Here is a 24,091-nt window from a genome sequence, read left to right on the forward strand (position 1 = left end):
TCAGAGTTTCCCGTGACACCGCTTGTATTTCTCACCGCTGCCGCACGGGCACGGCTGATTGGCCCCGACCCGGGGCACGGACAACACAGAGCGCTGCTGCGCCTTCTCCATCTCCCTACGAACTTCCTCCGCCCGCGCATTTTGCGCCGGCTCAGCCAGGGCATCGGGCGGCGAAGCCGCTTCCCGTTGCCCTGGCCGTACCGGCGCAATCCCACGCCTCGCGTCCAGGTAGTCACGCAGGGCGATGAGGCAGAGCGCATTGAGGGACACACCAACCCGAGATGCGTAGTCGTCGGCATCGGCCTTGAGGGCCTCAGGGAGGCGGAGAGTCGTAGAAGCAGCCATCAGCTTTCTCCAGGAAAGGTCTTTTGGCCCCTGTTAGCGTCTGGGCCTAAGGCATGGCTTATCCCCGATCCAGCCGGGGAAAAGTCACCAATCTGATGGTAATGTGATAGCAGATTGCTATCAATAGTAGAGGGCTGGCCTTGCACCAACGCCGGAAACTGCGCGGCCAGGATAGCGGGATCAGCGAGAAAAACACCAGCATTGGCCAGTGCCGGCAATGCCAAAGCTGCCGCCGCGACCACCGAGGGATCGATGGACGCAGCGGCAACCGGCAGGAGGAAAAGAGCGGTGGCCGGAGGAGGGGTCTCGGCCACAGGATCGGCCGTAGCGAGTGCGGTGCAGGATAGGCTTTCGCCGGTAGGATGCTGCACGGCTGCACCTGGGGACGCTCCTTGCAGTCGCTCGACGGCGGACCGCCGCCGGAAGTCGTCCCGCCAGAAACGGGCCTGCTCACAAAGGATCGGCCACACCTCAAGCTTGCCCGGCTGGAAGCTGTAACCGTTGGGGCTGACCAGCTCCGCAGTCCGCTCGTTGAGCACCCAGCCCGCCCAGGCGTCGTGTAGCGCACCGATGTCACCACGGCGACGCAGCCGGAGCAGCCGAACCACGGACCACGGGACCCGATTGCGACCCGCATCCCAATGACGGACCGTCCGGACGCTCACGCCAAGCAACTTGGCGCAGGCCTCACGACTCAGAAAGCAGCTGTGGCGAAGGGCCCGGAAACCCTCGGCAGAGACGTACCAGGGGCGCACCGGGCGACGCTTACGAGGCTTCTCCGACTTCGCATAATGTATATTATGTAAAATTCTTGATGCGCCTACGCCGCCTTGGCAAGCGCCTTGCTTCTCGCATGATCCCGGTCATGCAAGAAGCAGCGAATGCGGTTTAACTGGACGTTCGACGCGCACAAGCAGGCACTTTCTGCCCCCAGCGGCTGGACAGTGACCGTCCGCGAAATCGCCACGTGGCTACAAGACCGCGTGTATTGCCGACACGATCTAACCGGGCCATGGGCTGGCTGGCGAATACGCGGTAAATGGCTCACCGGTCCGAAGGGCCAGCGCTGGACACCTTCCGCGCTTCTGATGGCGTCGCCAAATGAATGTCACAGCGAGCAAACTCACCCGGACGAGCACCGCCCATTTGAGCGTCCGGAAAACCCGTCGCGTGAACCCACAGGACGCCATCCTTGCAATACGTCCACCAGCACGCACTATGAGCAGCCTGACACGCACGATACTCCGCATAAGCCCGTTGACCGGCCTGTTGCTCAGCCTGCTGCGCACGCACCCGAGCCAAGACAGGAGCCAAGGGCCCGAGCGAAGGTGGTACAGCTGGCCGACTATCGGCGGCAGGCTCCCTAATATCCCGATCCGGATACCAAGCCCGGTAAGCAGCGAAACCCATTCCCACGGCCACGAGCGTGAGCACGCTCAACACAACGTCCACTTGTCGCATGGCTATCCCCTGTCCTGTAAGAACAGGGTAGCAAAAGCGGGTTTGGCGGGAGGGTGATCGAACCTCGATCGAGAAACCGTTAAACCTGCCCGATTTGTCCGATGAATTCCTCGAGCAAGGCGTCACCGGACGTGCGTCCAGCAGAAGCGGTTAACGACCCGCTTTGTTGGCACCGCCAAACGGATCAGAGTTCCAAGCGTGATACTCGGGAGGCGTGTACGAAGTAGCCGTCTGACGCTCGGCGTGCGGTAGCTGCGAGGACGCCACGTCCCCCGCCATCATCCCGCCAGGGAGCGGGGCTCGCCCGTCAGGCGGCGAAGCCGCTGTCTGACGGGGCGAGCCCCTGGACTGACTGTCCGACGGCGAATAGGACTGATCGGCGCCCACAGCCGCCACAAACGGGTTGTAGATGCCCTCGCGCGCGACAGTGCGGCACATATTGGCCTCGACCTCGTAATGCGTACCCTGCTCCGTCAGGCACGTGCAGCGGCCGTCATCGACCGCAATGCAGAACAAGCGCGGCTCGGACTTCACAGTCTGCGTATCGAAAGCCGGCGCGGTCCAAGGCACCCCGGCAACACGCGGCTTCATCCACTTCACGTAATCCGACTGCCTCAGCGCGACGTCCTGGGCAGCGACAGCATCGGCCGAAGAGCCTCCCGCAACAACAGGCTTCACGGGCTCGGTGTGCTTGTGGATGCGGTACGGAATAATGATCGCGAGCGCGACGGCAGTTAGAACCAACGCACCTCCGATATACACGATGCGAGGCGTTTTCACCTTCATCGTATGGAGCGAACTCGACTTGTAAAGCTCAAAGACCTCTTTGGGCAGCGGCGCGAACGACATTTCGGCCACTTTCTTCTCGCGACGAGAGTCCGGATCGTCAATGCAACGCATCCAGGAGAACGTCTGCCGAACGCCCTTGGCACGCATCACCGAATGCACGTGGCTATCCACCAAGCGACGCACGTAGGCACTCATATTGGCCGGGTGCTGTGTAGTCAACAGGAAGTCCATACCGTAGTGGCGGACCTTGGTAATGCGCTGCACCCACTCAGATGGACGTCCATTGTCTTTCGGCATCAGACAGATGGTGCCGGGGTGCGAACCGTCCTCCTGGCACTCGTCCAGGCAGATGATGGAGCCTGCCGGAAGCTCCCACCACTTGTGCAACATTTCCTCAGTAAGAGTAATCGCAAGGCCTTCCTTCAGCCCGTTGATGCCGTACTGGAAAATAGGCCGCCCGGGCTCTTTTTCGAGCAGCTCGGTAATGCGCTTCACCAGCGACGCGGTCTTGCCTGAGCCAGGAAGACCCGTAAACAATGAAACCGGCATACCCTATCCCCTACTTCGTCTTGCCAGTATTGGCGGTCAACCGGACCTTTGCCGCATCCGTGATCTTGCGACCAGCCCAGGCGCTCAAAACAATGGTGATGCACTGATCGATACGAAGAATCGCCACCCAGCCCAACAACGGACCAGCGGCACCCATCATCGAACGAATGCTTGAGCTATCGATGATCGCCGATACGCCCGCGTTAGCCGCAAATCCTATGCCCACAGAGACCAACGCCGTGATCGCGAGTTGACCGACCACCGACAACAACATTTCACCAATCCATGCGACGAGTGCAGGCATTACTGATTACTCCCCGCCGTGATGCACGCCGCAGCGAACAGCGCGAACGCCACCAAGCCATAGCCGAAGTACGTGAGAACGTCGCAACCGATGGAAAATTTCACAAGAAACGGAACGGATGACAGCGACATGTCCTGTAACGGGCAAGTACGCGCGTAGCCAAAACCACTCTGATCGTACGTGCCAGAATTCGCTTGGCCGCCCACCGTGCCGTTCTGCGACGTGTCTGGCTGCACCCAGACGGCGCTCTGCCCGTACTTCGTGCTATCACTCGCAAACGTGGGAGGGCCATTGCCATCGCCCGCAACGGCTTTGTACAGCGCATCCGAACTCGTCTTGGCGGAACACATCGAATACCACTGCTGACGAACAATGCCGCAGTTCACCGCGTCACCAGAGCACGCCGGCGGCGTGTTGCAATCCTGACCGCCGTTGACGCTTCCGCCGTTACCGCCCGCGCTACTCGAGGGAGCCGGCCCAATGTCACCGGTCTTCTGACCACTAGAAACCGTGCCACCCGCACCGGCATACACGTTCACCGTCTGATTGGCGTTAGCACCGGTAGTTGGGTCGGCCATCGTATAGTTGTCACTGCCCTTAATAGCGGTGGCAGGATCAGCCACCACGTTAGGCGGGGGCGACGGCGCGGGATTGCCCATACACAAGGAACCGTCGCCCATCACAGCGCAATTACCGCCCTGCTGCCCGGGCGACGTAGGACCCTTAATACAGACCTGAGCACCGTTCACGAGAGCACACGCATCACCCGTGTTCGGGTTATAGCAACTGACACCGCCGCAAATCTGTGGCGCCGCTGAAGACGCCACTGACGAAGCAGACGCAGGAAGCGGCGGAGGCGGCGGAACAACCGGGTTGCCATTGGCATCCGCTACCTGACCCGCTGTCAACGGCTGACCGTCCGCGCTGGCACCGACAGGGGCAAGGTTAATAAAAGTGAACCACTCACCGCTGCTATTAGCCATAGGCGGAGTCGTCGGACTCAACGCCATACGACACATCACCGTCTTGCCGCTCGAAGGATCAACGACAGCCTGATCCGTCTGGTACGAGTTGAGAATCTTCCCTGGCCTCCATTGGTTCGCGTGCGGTGCGTTAGCTTGGCAGACGTTCGGTGTTGGTGGCCCAGCACAGTACGAAAAAGTTGCACCAACGTTGGTCACGTTCGGAACAAAATATTCCAAAACAGCGCCGGTTCCATTCGTCTGAGGGCCTGGGTCGTAGCAGCCCAGCGAGGGAGAACCAACAATATCGGCCTGACAAGCGGACATCGCCGCACCCCGCGTCATGCACGAGTCAGCGAGACATGGCATAGCGACCGACGCAAGCGCGAGCGAGAACACGCAAAAAATCAGTCGTCGGACGACGGCGCGAAAAGTATCCACCCAGCCCCCAGTAGCGCAACAATCACGTAGTAACCAGAAATGTCCACGACGCCTCCGAAAAGGCATGCGGGGCATTGCACCCCGCACACCGAAACCGCGTTAGACGCGGAGGTACGACACCAGCTTCTTGCCGTACACGATGGTCAGCACGGCCACCGCGATAAGGCCCACGTCAGTGGCGTACGTCGCCAGCGTGCCGGTAATCGTCGTGGTCGGATCAGCAGAAGCATCCGCCATCGCAAAGCCAGACATCAGCAGGCCACCGGCCGCCACAGCCACCTTCTCCGCGCCAAAGCGGACATTCTTCACGAACTTCAACATGTCAATTTCCTCCACCCTGCCGGAGAGCTCTGGACATATAGGCCGCGCACCAGCAGGTCAGAATTGCGAAGCCTATAGGAGCCCCATCACCGAGGCTCAAACTTGGGAGGAACGACGGCGCTTCTACCCACTGCGTTTGCGTGCACGTCACGCCATCAGTGTCGAATTGCACGCAAGACAGATAAACGCTCTGCACCGTCATCCCCCCTTAAATCACGCCGCTTTCGGAGCGACCGCGCCGGTCGGCTTCACCATCACCAACTTCAGATAACGGGACAGCTCCAAATCCCCGAAACGACCGAGGGAGAACGACTCCGGAGAGACGTCGTAAGCGCCCACCGAATAGACGGGGCCAGAACCGAGGCCGACACGGAACGGAAGTTCATAGCCGTCGCCGAGATCGAGCGCAGCGCGCTGTTCGCGAATGATCTGCGGCTTGCCATCTTTGCCATTGAAGGTGCGCTCATGGACGTTCGTGTCCTTCACATTGATACGGGGCATAGTTGTTGCCTCACGAGTTGATTGAGTTGATCGGCGGCACCAATAGACTTCCAACGCGAAGGCCGCCCTTCCCGCGTCACGTTTTTATCGACGTACTCCCAGGCGTCCTCTCCCAGCGCGTCACGAATAACGCGAAGAGACGGACCAACCTGAGTGCGCAACCACTTCACCATCGCGTTAGCGGTGGCCTCGACTTTGGCCTTCACCACGAGCAACTTGTTCGTCGCATCAGTCAGGCCGATACGCTCGCAAAGGTCAGCGAGGTATTCATACGCGCCGCGAAAAAACCGCAACGGATGCAGCAGGATGTCCAGGGGAACACCGCGACTTGGAAGTTCACCGAACTCGTTTTCTTTCCCGAAGTGCTTCGCGTAGAACCGCACCTCAAAGCGCACCCATGGCGAGGTTTCATCCTTCAGCTGCTTGCCTTTCTCATAGCCGCAAAATTGCTTGTGATTGCGACTACCGACATAGACAGAGCAGCCGGTGCCATGGCCGTGATCATCCTCGAAACGTGTCTTGGGCGGCCTTCCCTGCCCGGCGAATGCGCCGGAGCGCGCGGCGTCATTCAACTGGTGAATACCCACAGCGACGCCAGCGAAATCATCAACCGCAACGTCGCAATGCGTGATACGCGCGCAAAGAATTTCAAGCTGAAAATGCACATGCGACCAGTTCTGCACCCAATGGCAACCCGTGCCCGTGAGCTCGACCTGCATCGTGTCGTTATTGCCGCCGAAACAAATTCGGCCAGCCAGTTCGCCTTCACGATCAAGGATCACGCAGTAGTTGTCGTAGAACTGGAACTTACGGCCGGTAGGCCGCATGACCTTCAACATCGCAGAGCCACCGAAAATGAAATCGGCAACCTGCGTGAGGTCAGTAACAGAGCATTCTTCGAGACGGGCCAGGGGAAAGGTGGCCGTGAGCCAGTCGATTCCGACAGCGAAGCCGGTCACCCTACCCTTTTGGCCCCTGTTAGTTCCCGGGCCCTTTTCACTCGCTACACTTTCGCGCGCCCGGACCGAGGGAAAGTCGAAAGCTTCTTCAGGGCGGCGCATCAGCCGACCCACCTTGCAGCGACGCAAGCGATCACCACGCCCACGAAGAACCAGAAATACTGGCGCGACACGACACGCCAGAAGAAATCCGAGACACCAGCGCGCGTCACAGGGACACCCCCAGCGCGTGAAAGCCCCAACGCACAGCGGCGCGCATCAACATCGCGACCGCGATCCAGAAGAACAGCACGCAAACGTGCGACGTCAGCCGGCTCACAGCTGCACGCCCTGCTTGGCGCACTGATCACGCAGCGCGACGAAGCCGATGCACATCTTTTCGGTCCACAAGAATTCCTGCTTGGACTGCTCACAGAGCTTGAGCAAGCCTTCAGCCTGCTCGGCACTGAGGGTGAGGACCACGTCGGCTTGCAGGATGCGGTTCACGCCGTCACCCCGCTCAGAGTGGCCGCCTGACGGGCGGCGAGATCGCGAAGGGATCGAACGAGGTAGCCGACCCAGAAGGCCGCTACAGCAACACAGGCGTAGCCCAGAACGTCCATTTGTGCCCCTTCAACGAATATAGAGACTCTCTACAATGAGGCGTAGTAGAGTCCCTCTACAGGGTGAATGTAAAGGGCCTCTACAATGAATAGTTCCAATCAGTTGCTCGGTATCTATCGACAACGCCTATCGCTAAAAACGAATCAGGCCATCGCTGACAAGCTGGGCGTGAAACAGCCCACGGTAAGCATGTGGTTGAACGAGAAGTCGCACCCCAACGCCGAAGCCATTGCAGACATGTGCAAGGCGACGGGCGAGTCATTAGCGAAATGGTTGCCGCTGATCGAATCGGAGCGATGCCGCACCGACGCAGACAAAAAGGTCTGGCTTCGACTTGCTCAAATGGCTGCGGCGATCACGCTGACAGTGGGCGTCTTTGGCCCCCACTCCACCGCTCGCGCAGAGGCCGGCAATTTCGCGAAATCAGCCGACTCTGTATATTATGTAAAATCGCGTATGGACCTGCTTTGCGCCCCGAGCGTCTGGGCCGTCACCGTTCGCGAAATCGCACCCACCATAGATACGACCTCACCGGCCCTTGGGCCGGATGGCGTGTACGTGGCAAATGGCTCACTGATCCGAAGGGCTGGCGCTGGACACCCGGCGAGCTTCTTCGGGTGTCGCGAGATGAATCTCGCATCGCCCAGCGTCCGGAAAATGATTCATCGCCTCAACTGGCTTTACCCCTACGTCCGCATGCCAATAAAGAACGCCATTGCGGCACTCAACCTGTTGAACCAGTGCAGGATGCGGACCGTGCCTCAGAGGCGGAGTACACGCCACGGCGACGGGCACAGGTAATCGATCTGGGCGACTATCGTCAGCAACGCTGCGCTGCTCAAGGATGAACTGATACACCGGCACGCTCGCGGCCACCAAGACGGCAGCCAGCGTGTAATTCAGCACGTCAATCCTGCGCATGACATTTCCCTGTCCTTTCCGGCCAGGGTAGCAAAAGCGGGTTTGGCGGGAGGGTTGAGAAGCCCGAACCAGTGGGCTGGACGCCAATCCGAACGAACCGGGCCATGCGGCAACTAGGGGCGGCGTGTAGTCGTTAGCAACCGCACTGCCCTTCCACTGTGTATCCGAATCACGCGCTGCGTTGGCTGGCAATCGGTAGTTGGTTGAGACACTCAAACAGCTTGGTGCCAACGCATCGTATTTGCCGCTACTTCAACGTATAAGTCAGCGTGCCATATCCAAGTTGGTCGAATCCGCCGCTGTTGGGGCCGTAGTCGCCGCCACCACCTTCGGGGCGCACTTTCTCGGCGGCCATGCGGAGATAAGGAGCGTCCAGTCCTTTGAGCACCACGTAGTGGTTGTAGAACAGCTCCCACACCGGGCGGATATCGCCGCGCCCGCCACTTGAGATGATTGGCTGCGTTACATCGCTGTTGCTATAGGTCGTGTAAGGAACGTCTTGCCCGAGGTTGTATTTGGCGATGTATTCCACGCCCTTGAGTGCGCGATTGTCGTCATAGCCGAAAAGGTCGTCGTGCTGATTCCAGGCCATCTGGCAGAACGCACCCAATAGCGCCACGTCGAGGGTACTGTGCCCCTGGTCGCGCCCGCTTTCCTGAGTCTGCCCAAGGCCATCAGGGTAGATCTTCCACACGAAGTGTTCGATGGCCCCATTGCCTGCGCCGTGCTTGAAATACTCGACGGCCTCGTCGTAGATATCGTGGCGATCCGTCAGAATGCCGATGGCCAACATGGACGACATGTTGGCGAGATCCCAGTTGGCCCAGTAGTGATCGATCTTCTGGCCGTTGTGATGCACCAGAAACTGATGGTTCATCGGGTAGAAGACGTTGAGCATCATGGTCTTGAAGCGAGCGACATCCTGCTCCGGCCAGCGCTTGTAACTGCGCATGATCTCCGCCGCGTTGGCGAGCTGGTAGCCGTAAATGCCTGATGCCAGAAACTTGTCGGATGTGCCGTCGATCCCGGTCAAGGTCTTAGACCACGCGTCCAGAATGGCGATGGCCTTGTCGGCATAGGCGTCGTCACCACTCACCTTCCAGCGTAGGGCAAGCGCATACGCAGCCGCGGCGTCGTTGAATAGCGCTGCATAGTTCTCCCGATGAGTGCCGTCATAGCCACGATAGACAATGGCTTGGGGGTTCGCGGTCCACTTCAGTGACGCATGGGAATTCTTGATCAGCACATCCCAGCCATCCGTCCAAGGCTGCGCGCTTTGCGCCACCTGAGCCTTCATGCGGTCGAGATCGGCCTGGGTATGCAAGGCACCCGGATGAACGAACGAACTCGCCATCACCGCCGGCGCGATCAATGCCAGTGCGACCGACATGCCGATGGAATAGCCCAGGCTTTTGAATAGAACGTTCAACGTGTCTAACTCCGAGTGAAAAGGCTCGCCTCTACAGAAAGTACGCCATCAAGGTTGAGCAGGCCTTTCACTGCAGCGATCGCGGCAAGCATAAATTGGAGCGCATGTCCGCCCGAAGTCAAAGCGATGACTGAGCGCAACTCCTCCATGAATCTACCCCCTGCCCTTGGCGACGCCTACGCGAAGCTTGCAGAAGACTCTTCGTGTCGCACGGTGACGGGGTACTCCATGCCGCCCCTGCCTCGCGCAATACATTTCCGTTACAAGACGTCCGTATAGACGTCCAAACTTCGGACGGCAATTCACGCCACCGTCACCACCTGGACACACTATCGGATAAGAATCCTCACCGACAATTTGGATCGATTTAACTCGATGACATTTTGCGATTCGCGCGAACTGTCCGTCACCCCATGATCGTGCCGGCGAGAGGTTGCCATGCTCAAAATTCAGCATTTTTTTCCGACGCATCGACAACACCACGGCGCACCACCGCGCTCCGCGACGATGCGCGGATCACGACGCCTTTTTCTGCTGATGCTTGCAGCATCGGCGTCCTGTGCGGCGATGACGGATCAACACGACCTTCGCCTGAATCAACTGCAGTACATCGGTAGCCACAACAGTTACCACGCTGGATTGGCTGCCGGCGAAGCTGCCATATGGAAGCGCGTGGCGCCCGACATGTTCGCCATTCTCGACTACACGCACCCGGCGCTGACCCAGCAGCTCGATGACGGCGTGCGACAGATCGAACTCGATATCTGGGGTGATGCGAAGGGCGGCCGATACGCCCGTCCGGCGGTCGTCAACGAAGTAGCCAAGGCGGGTTTACCTGCGGATACCCCGTTCGCCGATCCGAAGATCATGCAGAAACCCGGGTTCAAGGTCATGCATATTCAGGACATGGATCAGCGCAGCAATTGCGAGCCGCTGGTCGCGTGTTTGCGTGAAGTACGCGCCTGGTCAAAGGCGCACCCCGGCCATCTGCCCGTGTTCATCTTGCTGGAGACTGAAGAGTCGCCACTGAAGATGCCCTTCCCTACCGTGCAGCCGGAGCCGTTCAATACCGCGGCGCTCGACGCGCTGGATGCCGAGATCCGCTCGGTATTCGATCGCCACGAGTATCTAAGCCCCGATGATGTTCGCGGCGATGCAACCACGCTTAATAGCGCCATTCTCGCGCACGGCTGGCCGCACCTCTCAGAGGCGCGCGGCAAGGTGATCTTCCTGCTCGATCAACGTTCGGTAGGCCCGGCGTACCTGACGGGGCACCCCTCGCTTCGCAACCGAGTGCTGTTCACCAATGCCGCGCCAGGCGATGACGATGCTGCCTTTACTGAGCTCAACGACGGAAGCGCCGAGGAGATCACCAAGCTGGTGAAGGCGGGCTATCTGGTGCGAACCCGCACCGACGCCAACCTCAAGGAGCCGGCGCGTAACGACACGACACGTCGGGATGCCATGTTCTCCAGTGGCGCACAGCTGCTAAGCACGGACTATCCCGATCATGAGCCGGCCGCCTCCGGCTATATGGTGAGCTTTCCTGGTCATGCACGCGCTCGCTGCAATCCGCAGATCAACGAGGCGCACTGCATTGGGGTCGACCTATCGCAATAGGCGACAGCTGGTGATGCCAATCACCCACTTCCTTGGTTGAAGCCCGGACTGAACGGGTTATCCCAGGGGAAGGTGGGTCGCGCTCAAAGTACCCGTACGCACTACGGAAGAAGCCACACCGCCACATTCGTTGGCGGAAGGCACCCTGCTGCCCGGCGCAGCACAAGCACTACAGATTTTCAGAAAGAAGCTCTGCCCTTCCCCCAGGACCCTCCCCGCCATGAATCAGCCGTACAAGCTCAACTTACTTGCTGTCTCTGTATGCCTCGGCCTTTGCCTGAGCTCCATTGCCTACGCGGACGATGATGCCGACAAGAAAACCAAAACCTTGTCCGAGGTGAGCGTGACCGCCGACGGCACGCCCTCTACCGGCACAATTGATGAACAGAGGCTCGGGGTCAGTGTCAGTACCGTTATGACCAAGCAGGAGATGAATGCGGTTCCTTCGGCCAACATCGCGGACGTGGTGTCCCATATGCCAGGGCTGTCGGCCTATAGCGACATGCATCTCGGGCAGGCCGCCACCGGCGAGAACGAGTACGTGACCATCCGCGGCCTGGACTCGAGCTACAACGCCTATACGGTCAATGGGTTTGCGCTGCCGGAAACCGACTCTTCCACCCGCGCGATCTCACTGAACATGCTGGCGCCATTTGGCATCCAGTCGGTCAAGGTATCCAAGGCGCCCACGCCCGATATGCCGGGTGACTCTATCGGCGGCACCATCGACATGCGCACGCCGACGGCCTTTGATTTCGAGAAAGACACCTATGCCAAGACCACGGTGCAGGGTCAGATGAATTCCCTGGCTTCCGATTTGGGCGTCTCCAACAAGGGCGGTACGGTACAGCAGGAGTTCGCCCGTCGGTTCGGCGAGAACAAGGCGTTTGGCATCTATGCCGCCGCGTACTATGGAAAGAACAACAACGCGGCGGAGGCGGTTGCGCCCAACTCTTCTTACACGCCAGTGAACTCAGCGGAGGCGAACGCGACTGATCTTCGATATGCCGGTCCGCTGCAAAGCTCGCAATACAAGTACAGCATCTACACCAACCAGATCAAACGTTACGGCGCCAATGTTTCGCTGGATTGGCATGGCGATACGACATCGCTGTATGCACGTGCCATTTATGGCTCCTACAGTGTCAAGGGCGAGCAGAATCAGGCCTCGGCGCGAAATCAGAATGCGACGGAGATTCTCCGCGGCGGCTACTTCAACACCCGCGATATCGACGAGAAGATGGCGTCGCTGCAGCTGGGCGGCGATAGTCGACTCGATCGCCTTAGTCTTGAGTACGGCACATCGTTCGGTTACGGCAACCGCAATCGTCCCGATTATGTGGAAGCCAGCCTTTACGGCACACCGGTGCCGGGGCAGTTCTCGTTCGGCCTTGGCAATCCGACCTATCCGAGCATTGCCGGCAACCCAGCGTCGCTTCAGAACAATTTCTACAGCCTGGGCACCGATTCGTTCTGGAAGGTGCAGGGTCACAATGCCGGCAGCAAGGACACGCGCATCAACGCGCATGCCAACGGCACCTATCAACTGGACGATGGCGCGCTACAGAACATCAAGTTTGGCCTTTCCGCCGATACGTCCAAGCGCAATGCGTACGATCACCCCTTCTTCCACGACGACAACAACTTCGTCTACGGCGGCACTTACTTCGGCGGCCCCAGCTACCCCTACTACGCGCCGGGCGGCCCCACGCTTGCTGCCCTGCCAGGTCAGGTTATCAATGGCGCTTTCGGCGGAAAGTATGCCGGTCCGTTCAAGCTCATCGACCGCAACTGGGTGCTTGCGCAGGCACTGCCGTATCAGTACGTGAATGATCCCAACGGTGCGGGCAACTACACCGCCAACGACTACAACGCCAACACCACGTCCAGCCGCGAGAACATCTATGCCGCCTATTTCATGGCGACGGTGAACTATGACGCGCTGACGATACTGCCTGGTGTGCGCTATGAGCTGACCCACTACTCGGCCAGTTCCTGGCAGTCGAATGGCGATGACGCCACGGGTCAGTTCGTCAACAATGGCCGCACGTATGGCGAAGTGTTGCCGGGTATCAGCCTGAACTACCGGCCGGACGACCTGACGGTGTATCGCGCGTCGTTGCGTCGCAGCTTCAGCCGGCCGGCCTTCGGCCTCATCTCCGGCGAAACCGTGTATTCGATCGACGATACGACGGGCAAAGTGCTCGGCATCTCCAAGCCCAATCCGGATCTCAAGCCTACGACGGCAGACAACCTTGACCTTTCCGCCGAGTTCTATGACGCCAATGGCGGCTTACTCACCGCATCGGCGTACTACAAGCGCATCAAGGGCTTCGTCTATACCTCGCAGGCGAACACCACCAACGACAGCACGCTGGGCGGCAATGTGCCGACGGGCACCATCCTCGAGAACGGCGTGCCCGTTACCACGCCCGAAAATGGTGGCACGACCACGCTGTTCGGCACGGAGCTGGCCGCTAGCAAACAGTTCGTGAGCCTGCCGGGTTTCTGGAGCCACTTCGGCGCCAGTGGCAATGTCACACTGCAACACAGCTCGGCCGAAAGCGGCCGTATTGATCACCCAGGTAGCACCTGGCTACCGCGCGCACCGGAGAAGATCTACAACGCGGATCTGTTCTATGACGACTCGAAGCTTCGCGCCGATCTGACCTACAACTACACCGGCCTGCAGTTGATCGGGCTGACCAGCGACCGGCTCGACTACTACCTGCAGCCGGTCAAGACGCTCAACTTCAACGCCACCTATCACCTGCCCCATGGTGTCGATGTTGGCGTTTCGGTGAGGAACCTGCTTAACGAAGCGACCTTCTATGAGACGGAAGGCAAATCGAAGCACTACCTGGCCTACGACCCGGGTGCGGATGGTGCGTACGTGGATACGGGCCGCGTCTACATGGTCAACCTGAGCTATACGTTCTGACGCTCGGACACTCCGATGATGCACCGATCATGCAGCGCACCCGCATGATCGGTGCACGAGCTTAGTTTTCTCAGCGGCAAACGAAACCGCATGGACTTGCCTATGAAAAACCCTCGCTACCGTCGCCGTGCCATCACTGTGTTGATCATGTCGACCTGGATGGCGTTCGCATCCGTCACTGCGATGGCCAGCGACGATATGCAACTGGAGCGCGTCATCCTTCTTTACCGGCATGGTGTGCGCACGCCACTTCCGGGTGAGATCCAGGCCAACGAGGTCAACGGAAAGCCTTGGCCAACCTGGAAACAAGCCCCCAGTGAATTGACTCCGCATGGCGCCAAGGGAGCCGAGCGCATGGGCGTGTACGACCGCGAACGCCTCGCTAGCGCGGGCCTGTTCCCTGCGAGAGGATGCCCTGCGCCGTCCAGCATCTGGTTCTGGGCCAATACGGACCAACGCACTATCGCAAGCGCCAAGGCGCTCGCGCAGGGTTTCGCCCCGGGTTGCCCTATCGCTATTGGGCATCTTCCCCAGGGCGATGACGACCCTCTATTTCACCCCATCGAGGTGAAGGCGGTCGACTGGAGTGCGGGGGATGCGGTGGCATCCATTCAAGCGCAGACCGGCGGCCCGGATGCACTGACTGCGCCCCATGGAGAGGCGTTGGCCACCATGGCATCGGTGCTGGGTTGCAAACCCGGCAGTACGCAACCCCTGTGCGACTCCAGCACGTGGCACGGCGGTCTTGCGACCTCGCCAGACCAAAGCCACATGGTGCTGACCGGCCCTATTGCAACGACCTCCGGTACCGCGGAAGTAATGCTCATGGCCTATGCGGAGGGACGCGCGCTAAGCGATGTGGGCTGGGGGCGAACAGACGCTGCCAAGCTTGAGGAGCTTTCACGTCTGCATTCATTGCTGTTCGATATTTACGCGCGCCCAAGCTACATGGCGGAACGAGTCGCGTCGCTAATGAGCAAGCGGATCGTCTCGACGCTGCAAGATGCCGATGCCCCTCGCCTGAGTGTCATGGTGGGAAGCGACAACAATATCGTCGCGCTCGCAAGCGTGCTGGGTATTCACTTCAAGATGCCGGGTTACGGCCAGGACGACCCGCCGATTGGTGGTGCTCTCGGCATTGAACTATGGCGTCGTCCAGCCACGGGCCAGCGCTATGTTCGCGTCTTTTATCAGGCGCAGACCTTGCCGCAGTTGCGCTCGCTCAGTGCGGATAAGCCCGCCACTTTGCTTTTGAATCCGGCAGGCTGCCCGACGAGCAAGGAGGGTTTCTGTCGCCTGGAAGCGGTGATTCCGTCACTCGAACGGGCCGCGGCACACGTCAAGTAAATCGCTCGTTCGTGCTCTCCTTCGGCCGTCGAAGCAGCGCTTGCTGCATCTCGTAGTTTCCGCGGTAGCGGTTTGCCACTCTTCTGGCTCGCAATGGCGAATCCGCTCCACCAACGACACGAAATGACGGGTGCCACCGGCGGGCGGTGCTTACCATCAGGTTCTCGCTCAACGAGTCTCGACGCCATGCCGATCTACGATCTGGAACCCCTCCTGGCTCCGATCTCAGACGACGCTCCCTCGGGCGAGAACCTGGAATACGACGCTGACTTCCTCGCTCTTGAGCGGGCCGCGACGGTCAAAGCCGAACGCGTGGTCGGCGACAGCGTCAAGCAGGCGGAAGAGCCGGATTGGGAGCGGGTGGCAGAACGCTCGCAGGCTCTGCTTGCGCGCTCCAAAGATCTGCGCCTTGCGACGCACCTCACTACAGCATGGACACGCACCGCCGGCCTGCCCGGCTGGACCGCCGGCCTGGCTCTGATCCGCGGCCTGCTCGAGCAACACTGGGATACCGTCCATCCCCAGCTGGACGCGGAAGACCATGACGATCCGACTACCCGGGTCAGCTCCGTGGCGCCGATCGCCGATCCACTGAGCCTGCTTAGTCATGTCCGCACCACGCCATTCGTGCAATCGCCGCGCTTGGGTCCTTTCAGTCTGCGCGATCTGCGCATCGCCAACGGCAGCCTGAAGATCTCCGCGACGGACGGCGATGACCAAGCCGGACTGCCCACTCAGACGGAGATCGAGGCCTGCTGCCTGGATTGCCCCTATGAGCAGCTCGCCGCGACAGCGAGCGCGGTGACGGAAGCGCTGGAGCATGCCAAGGCCATCGACGCCATTTTCAATGAACGCGTCGGCACGGCGGGCCCAGAACTCAAGCCATTGCTAAGCGACGCGTATGAACTGAAGAGTTTCCTGGAAGCGCAGCGCAATTTGCGCAGCCCTCAGACGTCGACGGATGGCGCGACCGAGGAGGCGGAGCAGGTGTCCGCTGGCACGACCGCCGTTACCACCGTGGTCGCAAAGGTCGGCATTCAGGACACACGGGACGTGCTGCGTTGCCTGGATGACCTTTGCGAGTACTACGCACGCGAGGAGCCCTCCAGTCCGGTGCCGCTGTTGCTGCGCCGTGCCCAGCGTCTGGTAGGCAAAAACTTCCTCGACCTGCTGAAGGATCTCGCGCCTGGCGGGCTCGACGAGTTACAGCGAGTGTCCGGCCACGGTGATGATGAGTGACGCTGGTGAGTGGATGCCCTTGGCGTCCGCTCAATAAAAGCCGTCGCATGCGTTTGCGGCGCTGCGCAGCACCAGTTGCCGCACCGCAGGATTCCATTGCAGCGACAAGCCGCCCGGCAAGCCGGCGGTGATGGTGGTGTCGGCGGGCTGAGAGATCGGCCCGATCTGCTGATGACTGCCATCTGCGTAGGTCACCTGCGCGGACAGCGCGAAACCATTCGGTGTCGCACAAGCGTCAGGCTCCACCTGAGCCACTTGCGTCGCACCAAAGGCGGTCAGCACGGGCAGGCTTCCGCTCCGTACCGACGCCCCGCCCTGCCCTGATGAGCAACGGGCATCCAGCGTGTAGGTCACGGCAAAATGCGGCGGCGAAGCCATCTGCACTACACCCACTGCTTCAGGCTGCGCGACACAGCCCACCAGAAAGGCTTTGCGCTGGGCTTTGACATGCAGCACATAGCTTCCAGGCGCGATGCCGTCACCACCCGGAAGCACCAGTTCAATACGCGTCGGCTGAGCACTCACCAACGTGGGTTGCAGTGCCAAAGGTTTGTCGTCGGCATCTGTCGCGATCACCTTCGGGTCGGCGCACTGGGCGTCTGCCAGGTTCTTGCCAACCAGTACAAGGTGCCGCTCTGCCTCTCCGCCATGTATGGCAAAGATCGCTCGTCGGTCCGGCGTCTCCACGGCCTCGATCACCGGTGGCGCGGCGGACGGCGCATCACGCGCCTCAGCCAGCCGCTCGACCGTCAATGCCAGCGCCTGCGCCATGGTGGCCGCATCACCATCCAGGCAGCGCGTGCAACTCTCAAGATAGGCCTGCGTGCGCAAGACAGCTGCGTGGGCGCGCATGGCTTGGGCGCGCCGCGCGTCGCCCATCAGCTCCACGGGCTGGGCGGCATCGTTACCCAGGTTTTTCTCCAGCGCGTCCTGCCATTGGCTCAGGCGTTGCGCGGTCGCTTTCAGCGACTTATCGGGATGTGCCTGTTCGCGCACCTCCAGTTTCGAGCGCACGTCTTGCAGTTCGGCGATGACGGCGCCCCCGCTTAAGCGCGGTCCATTCTGCGCGCAAGCGCCCGCCGTGACGGCCAGCGCAAGCAACACCATGCTGAGGCGCAGGCGGCACATGGCCATCATTCGCCCTGGCAGTCCGCCGTCTCCGGATCGCAGGCCTCCTGGTCGGGCGGTAGGCGGATACCCGAGGGGACGATGCCGTACGCGCGGTAGCTGGCCGTGATGATGCTGGCGTCGATGTAAGAGTCCAGGCGGTTGTTGCCGTTCTGCGCGTGACTGGTCGACATGGTGGTGGGAAGGTTGATCGACAGCAGGCCAGCCTCCGGCAGCGGATTGCCCTGTCGGTCCAGCGCATAGAAGTACGCGGGCGGAAGGCCAATGGCTTCGACCACATACGGCAGCGTGCCAAACGCGTAGATAGGCGCCGTGATCAGGCCGATATGCTCGCTGGCCGCATATATGCCCTGCCCGTTGTACAGCGGCGTCGTCCCGGTCTGCAGCAGGCTGCCATTGAGCACCGCGAGGTAAAGCGCGGACGTGCCCGCATCCACCGTGTAGCTACTTCCGTCCACCGACGCCAGCGTCAGCGTTTGCCCGTTGGTGAGGCTGAAGCCAGCCGGCGACTGGAAGCCGCCCAGCGTACTGATGTGATTGGCGATGGGCTGGCTCTGCGTCCCCAGTGAGGTTGCACCACCTGCCCGGCCGCTCAGCGTTGTGGCAACAATATTGCCCGTCGCGCTTTCGTTGATCGCGCCTGCAGCGTTGAGCACGACACGGCTGCCGCTCAACGTACCCGTCACATCCAGATCGCCGCCTTGGGTCATAAGCGTTACGCCACCGGTACTCAGTAAGGGCCCGGCGATCGTCAGCCCATTCGCATTGGTCAGGCTGAAACCGTTGGCGCTGAAGTTGCCAACGTTAGCCACGCTGTTGACCTGCATCAGGCTGGTGGCGCCGGACGAGCTGCCGGTCAGCGTGCGCGCATTCAACGCGCCTGCACTCTGATTGATAGCCCCGCCACTCACGAGGCTGAGGTTGTTGGCCGCCGTAACGACATTACCCAGGTTGATGCCGCCACTACCCGTCAACGCCACGTTCGCGCCGCTCAGGTCCGCTGTCGTGCTCAGCAAGCCACCGCCGGACGTCAGTACCAGATTCGAACTGCCTGTGTTTATGGCCGTGCTGGGCAAGAACAACGAACCGCCGAGGGAAATCAGGCTGACAGCACCATTGGTGCCATTGGTCAGCGAAGCAATCTGCAGATCGCCAGCATTGGTAATGGCAATGCCGGTGCCAATGGCAGTCACTGGACCAGCCAACTGATTGCTTGCATTCGTCAGCTGGATGCTGCCGTTACCGGCATTGAAATAGCTGCTGCCCGTGACATTGAGCGCACCCACCTGCCCAATGGCCGGATCGTTGCTGGTGACGCTCAGGTTACCGTTGATCTGGCTCGCGCCAAACACCAGCGGACTAGTGTTGGCAATCTGCGTGTTTCCGCCCGTGAGGCTGACTGCGCCACGCAGATTGTTGGCACTGTTGGTCAAGGTGATGGCGTTGGTTCCGGCATTCAGCGCCGTTGCTCCTTGCACCTGCAGGGAGCCGCTCTGGACGATGGATGTGCCATTGGTGAGGCTGAAATCACCGCCACTGGTGTAGTTACCCAGACTGCCGATCTGGTTGGTTTGGGTAAGCAGCGTGGCTCCCGAGGACTGGCCCGTCAGCGCGCCTGTCGTCAGCGTACCGCCGGTCTGACTGATCGTTCCGGCACTCGCATTCAGCGCCACTCTCCTGCCATTTACGGCATTGGCCAGCGTGATGTTCCCACCACTGGCGAGCGCAATGTTACCTACGCTACTCAATACGCCAGACACGATCAGCGAATTCGCGTCAGCCAGGCTGAAGTCGCCACCACTGTGGTAATTACCGAGGCTATAGATCGTGTTGCCTTGCATAAGCGACGTAGAGCTCTTCGAAAAGCCACTAAGCATTCCCGCGCTAATCGCGCCGCCAGACTGAATCACTGCGCCGTTGTTTGCCGTAAGCGATACATCCGTACCACTCACCGTTCCCTGCAACGTCAGGTCGCCATTGGTCGTGGTCAGTGCCGTACTGCCGTTACCGTTCAAAGAACCCGTAACGGTCAGTGCGCCCGCATTCGTAAGGCTAAATCCGTTGGCAGTAAAGCTGCCAAGTTGCGTGATCTGGTTTGCCTGATTCAGCGTTGTAACACCCTGCGAGCTGCCGGTAAGTAGCGGCGCACTGAGCACGCCACCTGTCTGGGTAATCGCGCCACCGCTGCTCGTGAGATTCAACACGCCGGCTGCGGAGACATTGTTTGCGAGCGAGATGCCCTGACTGCCGGAGAGGGAGATGTGGGTGCCCTTCAGGCTTCCGGCTGTCATCAGCGAGCCACCAAGGGCGGAAAGCGTCAGGTTCGCCGAACCGGTATCGATAGCTGTGCTCGGCAAATACAGCGCGCCGCCTGCGATCAGACTGACGGCGCCGTTCGCACCATCGATCAAATTCGCCACGCGTAGGTCACCGCCACTACGGATGGTGATGCCGGTGCCGGTGGCGCTGACGGTTGATCCAAAGGCATTGCTCGCATCGGCCAAGTTGACAGAGCCGCTGCCTGAGGCTGTGTCCACCGTGAACGCGCTTGTGCCTGTCACCGTCAACGCACCGAATTGGCTGATCGCGGCGCCGCTGCTACCCGTAGTCGCAGTCAGATTGCCGAATATATTGCTCTTGCCAAGATTCAGTGCACGGGCGTTGGTGACCAGCGTGTTGCCGCCAGTAAGGCTCACCGCCCCATACAGCTGATTGTTGCTACCCAGCGTGATGGTGTTGGTACCCGCATTGAGCGTGGTATTCCCCAGTACGGTGAGCAAACCGGATTGCGTAATGGCCCCGTTGTTGGTCAGGCTGAAATCGCCGTCACTGGTGTAAGTGCCAAGCGAGAGGATGCTGTTGCCTGCCTGATTCAGTGAGGTATTGCCGCCCGATCTTCCGCTGAGCGTCACTGTGGCGATGCTTGCGCCCGCACCTTCGCTGATGGCGCCCTGTACATTCAGCGAAACAGCACTGCCAGTCGTCGTGCCATTCAATACCAGGTCGCCACCATTTGTGGTGGTTAACGCAACAGCAGCGCCACCATTCAGTGCACCTGTGGTGGTGAGTGTCTGCGCGTTGGTCAGGCTGAAGTTGTTGGCACTGAACCCGCCAAGTGTCCTGATGTGGTTGGCCTGGTTCAGAGTGGTACTGCCGATGGACGAGCCAGTGAGACTGTTCATCGTTCCAGTAGTGGTGATACTTCCACCGGCACCTTCTGTGATGGCACCCGCTGACATCAGCGAGACGTCCACTCCGCTTATCCCGCCATTAATCGCCAAGTCGCCGACAGTGGTCGCCAATGCCACACTGGTGCCACCGTTTATCGTACCCGTGGTGGTCAGCGTCTGCGCATTGGACAAGCTGAAACCGTTCGCGGTGAAGTTGCCAAGCTGTCCAATCATGTTGAGCTGGCCCAATGACGTGACGCCCTGGGAGCTGCCTGTCAGCACGGCAGCGGTGAGCGCACCGCCACTTTGCGTAATCCCGCTGTTGCTGCTGGTCAGACTCAGCGTGTTTGTCGCCGTCACGTTATAAGGCAGTGTGAGTGCGCCGTATGACTGCAGCGAAACATTGCGCCCAACCAGATCGCCCGACGGCGTGAACGAGCTACCGCCCGCCACCAGGGTGATATCACTGGTACCGGTGTTTAGTGACCCGCCAGGGAGGTTCAAGCCGCCGTTGAGCGAGGTCAGACTCAAAGATCCATTGGTGCCATCACTCAGCACACCCACACTCAGGTTGCCTTGATTGACGACAGTGATACCGGTACCGGTGAGATTGACGGTGCCATTCAGCTGATTGCTGTTGCCCATCGATATGGCGTTGGTGCCGGCATTCAACGTCGTATTGCCCACTACGGAGAGCGTATCCGTTCCCGACTGCGCGATGCCGCTCGTGTTGAGCAGGCTGAAATCGCCGCCGCTGGAGTAAGTACCCACGTAGGTTATGGCGTTGTTGGCCTGGGTAAGTAAGGTGCTTCCCGTCGACGAGCCGGTCAGCGTGCCCGCCGTAATACTTCCACCAATACCCTCGGTGATCGCGCCAACCACATTCAACGTAGTCGTGCCGGCGCCACTGTTCAACGCCCCATTGATGGCCAGTGCGTTGCTGTTCTTGAGGTTGAAATCGCTGGCGCTGAAATTGCCAAGCGCCGTGATGCTATTGGCTTGGCCCAGCGTGGTGCTTCCGGTCGACGAGCCGGCCAGAGTACCGGCCGTGATGCTTCCTCCCGTGCCCTCGGTAATGGCGCCGGTCACGGCCAGCGTTGTCGTGCCGGCGCCGCTGTTCAATGCCCCGTTGATGGCCAGTGCGTTGCCGTTCTTGAGGCTGAAGCCGTTGGCGCTGAAGTTTCCAAGCGTCGTGATGTTGTTGGTTTGGTATAGCGCAGCAAGGCCAGTGGACGAGCCAGTGAGAGTGCCAGCCGTAATGCTTCCACCCGCGTTCTCGGTAATGGCGCCGGCCACGTTCAACGTGGTCGTGCCAGTGCCGCTGTTCAACGCCCCGTTGATGGCCAGCGCGCCACTGTTGTTGAGGCTGAATTCGCTGGCGCTGAAACCGCCAAGCGCCGTGATGTTGTTAGCCAGACTCAGTAGCGTGGTGCTGCCTGTCGACGAGCCGGCAAGGGTGCCGGCCGTGATGCTTCCGCCTGCACCCTCGGTAATGGCGCCGGTCACGTTCAACGTGGTCGTGCCGGCACCGCTGTTCAACGCCCCGTTGATGGCCAGTGCGCCGCTGTTGTTGAGGCTGAAACCGTTTGCGCTGAAGCTGCCGAGCGCGGTGATGTTGTTGATCTGGGCCAGCGTGGTACTGCCGCTCGACGTACCGCTCAAAGCCGCCACGGTAAGCGCACCACCCGATTGAGTGATGGAGCCTCCGCTGTTCAGGGAGAGCGATTGCGCGTTAACGTTGCCGTTGAGGGTCAGGTCCGATCCCGCAGCCGTGCCCAGCGCCACCGAGCCGCCGCTGACCGTCAGCCCGCCCACCTGCAACGATGCGCCCGCGCCGTTGGTCAGGCTGAAGCTGCTGCCCGAGCTGAAGCTGCTGACGTTCTGGATCTGGTTCGCTTGCGTCAGCGTGGTGCTGTTGACGGAGCTGCCAGACAAGGTGCCGGCCGTAATGACGCTTGCGGGTGATGATCCCGAATTCGCCGTCTGAGTGATCGCTTGCTGCGAGCTCAGGACTACCTGGCCACTGCCGGCGTTGACCGCACCGTTCAGGCCAATGGAACCATCGCTGGTGATTGCGATATTGCCGCCAGTCGCGCTGATCGTTCCGCTGGTATCGACATCGCCACCCGTGCCAAGCAACTGCACCGTGCCGCCGGTACCGCTGATGCTGTTGGCCTGAACCACGCCAGTGTTGTTCACCATCTGCGTGAACAAGCCTGGCGTGGCAGACGCCTGCAGCACAATCGTGCCGCCATCCGCGGTCAGCGTGCCGTTATTGGTCACTGCAGCGCCGGTACCGGGGCCCGTCCCAAGCGCACCCGTCAGTACGACGTTGACCAGGTTGTTGCCGTCGAAATCGACGGTCACCCGGTCGGCGCCATCCAGAAAAATATGCCCGGCGCTGGCCATGATCTGGCCGCTGTTGACGACATTGCCACCTACCAGGATCACGCCGCCGCCACTGGCGGCACTGATCGTTCCCTGGTTGATGATCGATGCTGAGCCGCCGCTATTGAGCAGGTCGTAGTAAGTGTGCCCGTTGGATGCCGTGGTTCCGTTGACATCCAGCGTGCTGGCCACCAAGCCGCCGACAGAAACCTGGGCGCCATTGCCAAACACGATGCCCGCCGGATTGATCAGGAACACCTGGCCGGGCGCCGTGAGAGCGCCGTAAATCTGGCTCGGTACAGGCGAGGAAGAACCGATACCGATGCGATTGAGCGCTACCGAACTCGCACCCTGGGCCTGGTTGAACATCACCGTTGCACCCGATCCGATATCAAAACTCGTCCAGTTCATCGATACCTGGGCGCTCGTTTGATTGATCGTCATGGTGTTTGCGTTGGACGACACCGTGGCAACGCCTGTGATGACCGTGCCGCCGGTAGGCAACGCATTGGCAGCCGGTCCGCCGGCCAGCGCGCTGCCAACGGGAAAACAGGAGCCCGCCGCCATGCCAAGCAGGGACAGGCTCAGCGGCAAGGCCTTACGCTTCAGGCGCAGCAATAGAGGGGACGCGGCGCGATGCGTGCGGTCATGGATCCGGTTCATGGTCGTCACC

17 protein-coding genes are annotated in these 24,091 nt (G+C 60.5%); 5 read left to right on the forward strand and 12 right to left on the reverse strand.

The window, feature by feature from the left end; genetic code table 11:
• The 9 genes from DYST_RS24260 to DYST_RS03380 form a co-directional block, all read right to left on the reverse strand.
• Entirely contained in the window at positions 1–345 is a 345-nt protein-coding gene (locus DYST_RS24260; protein WP_428993955.1) for an SEC-C metal-binding domain-containing protein, read from the reverse strand.
• Positions 345–1,100 (reverse strand): VC1465 family Xer recombination activation factor, encoded by a 756-nt coding sequence (locus tag DYST_RS03345; RefSeq protein ID WP_275666922.1) that lies wholly within the window; start codon positions 1,098–1,100, stop codon positions 345–347. Before DYST_RS03345 ends, DYST_RS24260 begins: the two co-directional genes overlap by 1 nt.
• Positions 1,101–1,956: 856 nt before the next feature.
• Positions 1,957–3,144, reverse strand: coding sequence for a zonular occludens toxin domain-containing protein (locus tag DYST_RS03350; protein WP_275666923.1), 1,188 nt, complete (start codon positions 3,142–3,144; stop codon positions 1,957–1,959).
• 10 nt (positions 3,145–3,154) lie between these two features.
• Positions 3,155–3,448: a DUF2523 family protein gene (locus tag DYST_RS03355; protein ID WP_239950044.1), complete on the reverse strand. Its 294-nt coding sequence runs from the start codon at positions 3,446–3,448 to the stop codon at positions 3,155–3,157.
• Complete coding sequence (locus DYST_RS03360; protein WP_239950045.1) at positions 3,448–4,026, reverse strand: hypothetical protein; 579 nt, start codon at positions 4,024–4,026, stop codon at positions 3,448–3,450. The genes DYST_RS03355 and DYST_RS03360 overlap by 1 nt, the downstream gene beginning before the upstream one ends.
• Positions 4,027–4,950: 924 nt before the next feature.
• Positions 4,951–5,172, reverse strand: a complete 222-nt coding sequence (locus tag DYST_RS03365) for a major capsid protein (RefSeq protein ID WP_239950047.1) — start codon at positions 5,170–5,172, stop codon at positions 4,951–4,953.
• A 213-nt stretch (positions 5,173–5,385) separates the two neighbouring features.
• On the reverse strand, positions 5,386–5,673 hold the full coding sequence (locus tag DYST_RS03370; protein ID WP_239950049.1) for a G5P family DNA-binding protein: 288 nt from the start codon (positions 5,671–5,673) through the stop codon (positions 5,386–5,388).
• Complete coding sequence (locus tag DYST_RS03375) at positions 5,655–6,734, reverse strand: replication initiation factor domain-containing protein (protein ID WP_239950050.1); 1,080 nt, start codon at positions 6,732–6,734, stop codon at positions 5,655–5,657. The genes DYST_RS03370 and DYST_RS03375 overlap by 19 nt, the downstream gene beginning before the upstream one ends.
• A gap of 213 nt (positions 6,735–6,947) precedes the next feature.
• A complete protein-coding gene (locus DYST_RS03380; RefSeq protein WP_239950051.1) occupies positions 6,948–7,118 on the reverse strand; it encodes a hypothetical protein in 171 nt (56 codons plus the stop codon).
• Between the two features lie 201 nt (positions 7,119–7,319).
• Here DYST_RS03380 and DYST_RS03385 point away from each other — a divergent pair, with 201 nt between their 5' ends.
• The gene (locus tag DYST_RS03385; RefSeq protein ID WP_239950052.1) at positions 7,320–8,036 is read left to right on the forward strand and encodes a helix-turn-helix domain-containing protein; all 717 of its coding nucleotides are present in this window, start codon (positions 7,320–7,322) and stop codon (positions 8,034–8,036) included.
• A gap of 367 nt (positions 8,037–8,403) precedes the next feature.
• Here DYST_RS03385 and DYST_RS03390 read toward each other — a convergent pair whose 3' ends face one another.
• Positions 8,404–9,585, reverse strand: a complete 1,182-nt coding sequence (locus tag DYST_RS03390) for an alginate lyase family protein (protein ID WP_239950054.1) — start codon at positions 9,583–9,585, stop codon at positions 8,404–8,406.
• A 537-nt stretch (positions 9,586–10,122) separates the two neighbouring features.
• Between DYST_RS03390 and DYST_RS03395 the strand changes: the two genes are divergently transcribed.
• The 4 genes from DYST_RS03395 (at position 10,123) to tssA (ending at position 16,732) form a co-directional block, all read left to right on the forward strand.
• Complete coding sequence (locus DYST_RS03395) at positions 10,123–11,205, forward strand: phosphatidylinositol-specific phospholipase C1-like protein (protein ID WP_239952068.1); 1,083 nt, start codon at positions 10,123–10,125, stop codon at positions 11,203–11,205.
• A gap of 220 nt (positions 11,206–11,425) precedes the next feature.
• Complete coding sequence (locus DYST_RS03400; RefSeq protein ID WP_239950055.1) at positions 11,426–14,146, forward strand: TonB-dependent receptor; 2,721 nt, start codon at positions 11,426–11,428, stop codon at positions 14,144–14,146.
• Between the two features lie 102 nt (positions 14,147–14,248).
• A complete protein-coding gene (locus DYST_RS03405) occupies positions 14,249–15,493 on the forward strand; it encodes a histidine-type phosphatase (protein WP_239950057.1) in 1,245 nt (414 codons plus the stop codon).
• 186 nt (positions 15,494–15,679) lie between these two features.
• Positions 15,680–16,732, forward strand: coding sequence for a type VI secretion system protein TssA (gene tssA, locus DYST_RS03410; RefSeq protein WP_239950059.1), 1,053 nt, complete (start codon positions 15,680–15,682; stop codon positions 16,730–16,732).
• A gap of 30 nt (positions 16,733–16,762) precedes the next feature.
• Here tssA and DYST_RS03415 read toward each other — a convergent pair whose 3' ends face one another.
• Positions 16,763–17,860: a hypothetical protein gene (locus DYST_RS03415; RefSeq protein ID WP_239950061.1), complete on the reverse strand. Its 1,098-nt coding sequence runs from the start codon at positions 17,858–17,860 to the stop codon at positions 16,763–16,765.
• 5 nt (positions 17,861–17,865) lie between these two features.
• Positions 17,866–24,081 (reverse strand): filamentous hemagglutinin N-terminal domain-containing protein, encoded by a 6,216-nt coding sequence (locus DYST_RS03420; RefSeq protein WP_239950063.1) that lies wholly within the window; start codon positions 24,079–24,081, stop codon positions 17,866–17,868.
• Between the last annotated feature and the right edge of the window lie 10 nt (positions 24,082–24,091).

Source organism: Dyella terrae, assembly GCF_022394535.1.
GTDB lineage: Bacteria > Pseudomonadota > Gammaproteobacteria > Xanthomonadales > Rhodanobacteraceae > Dyella.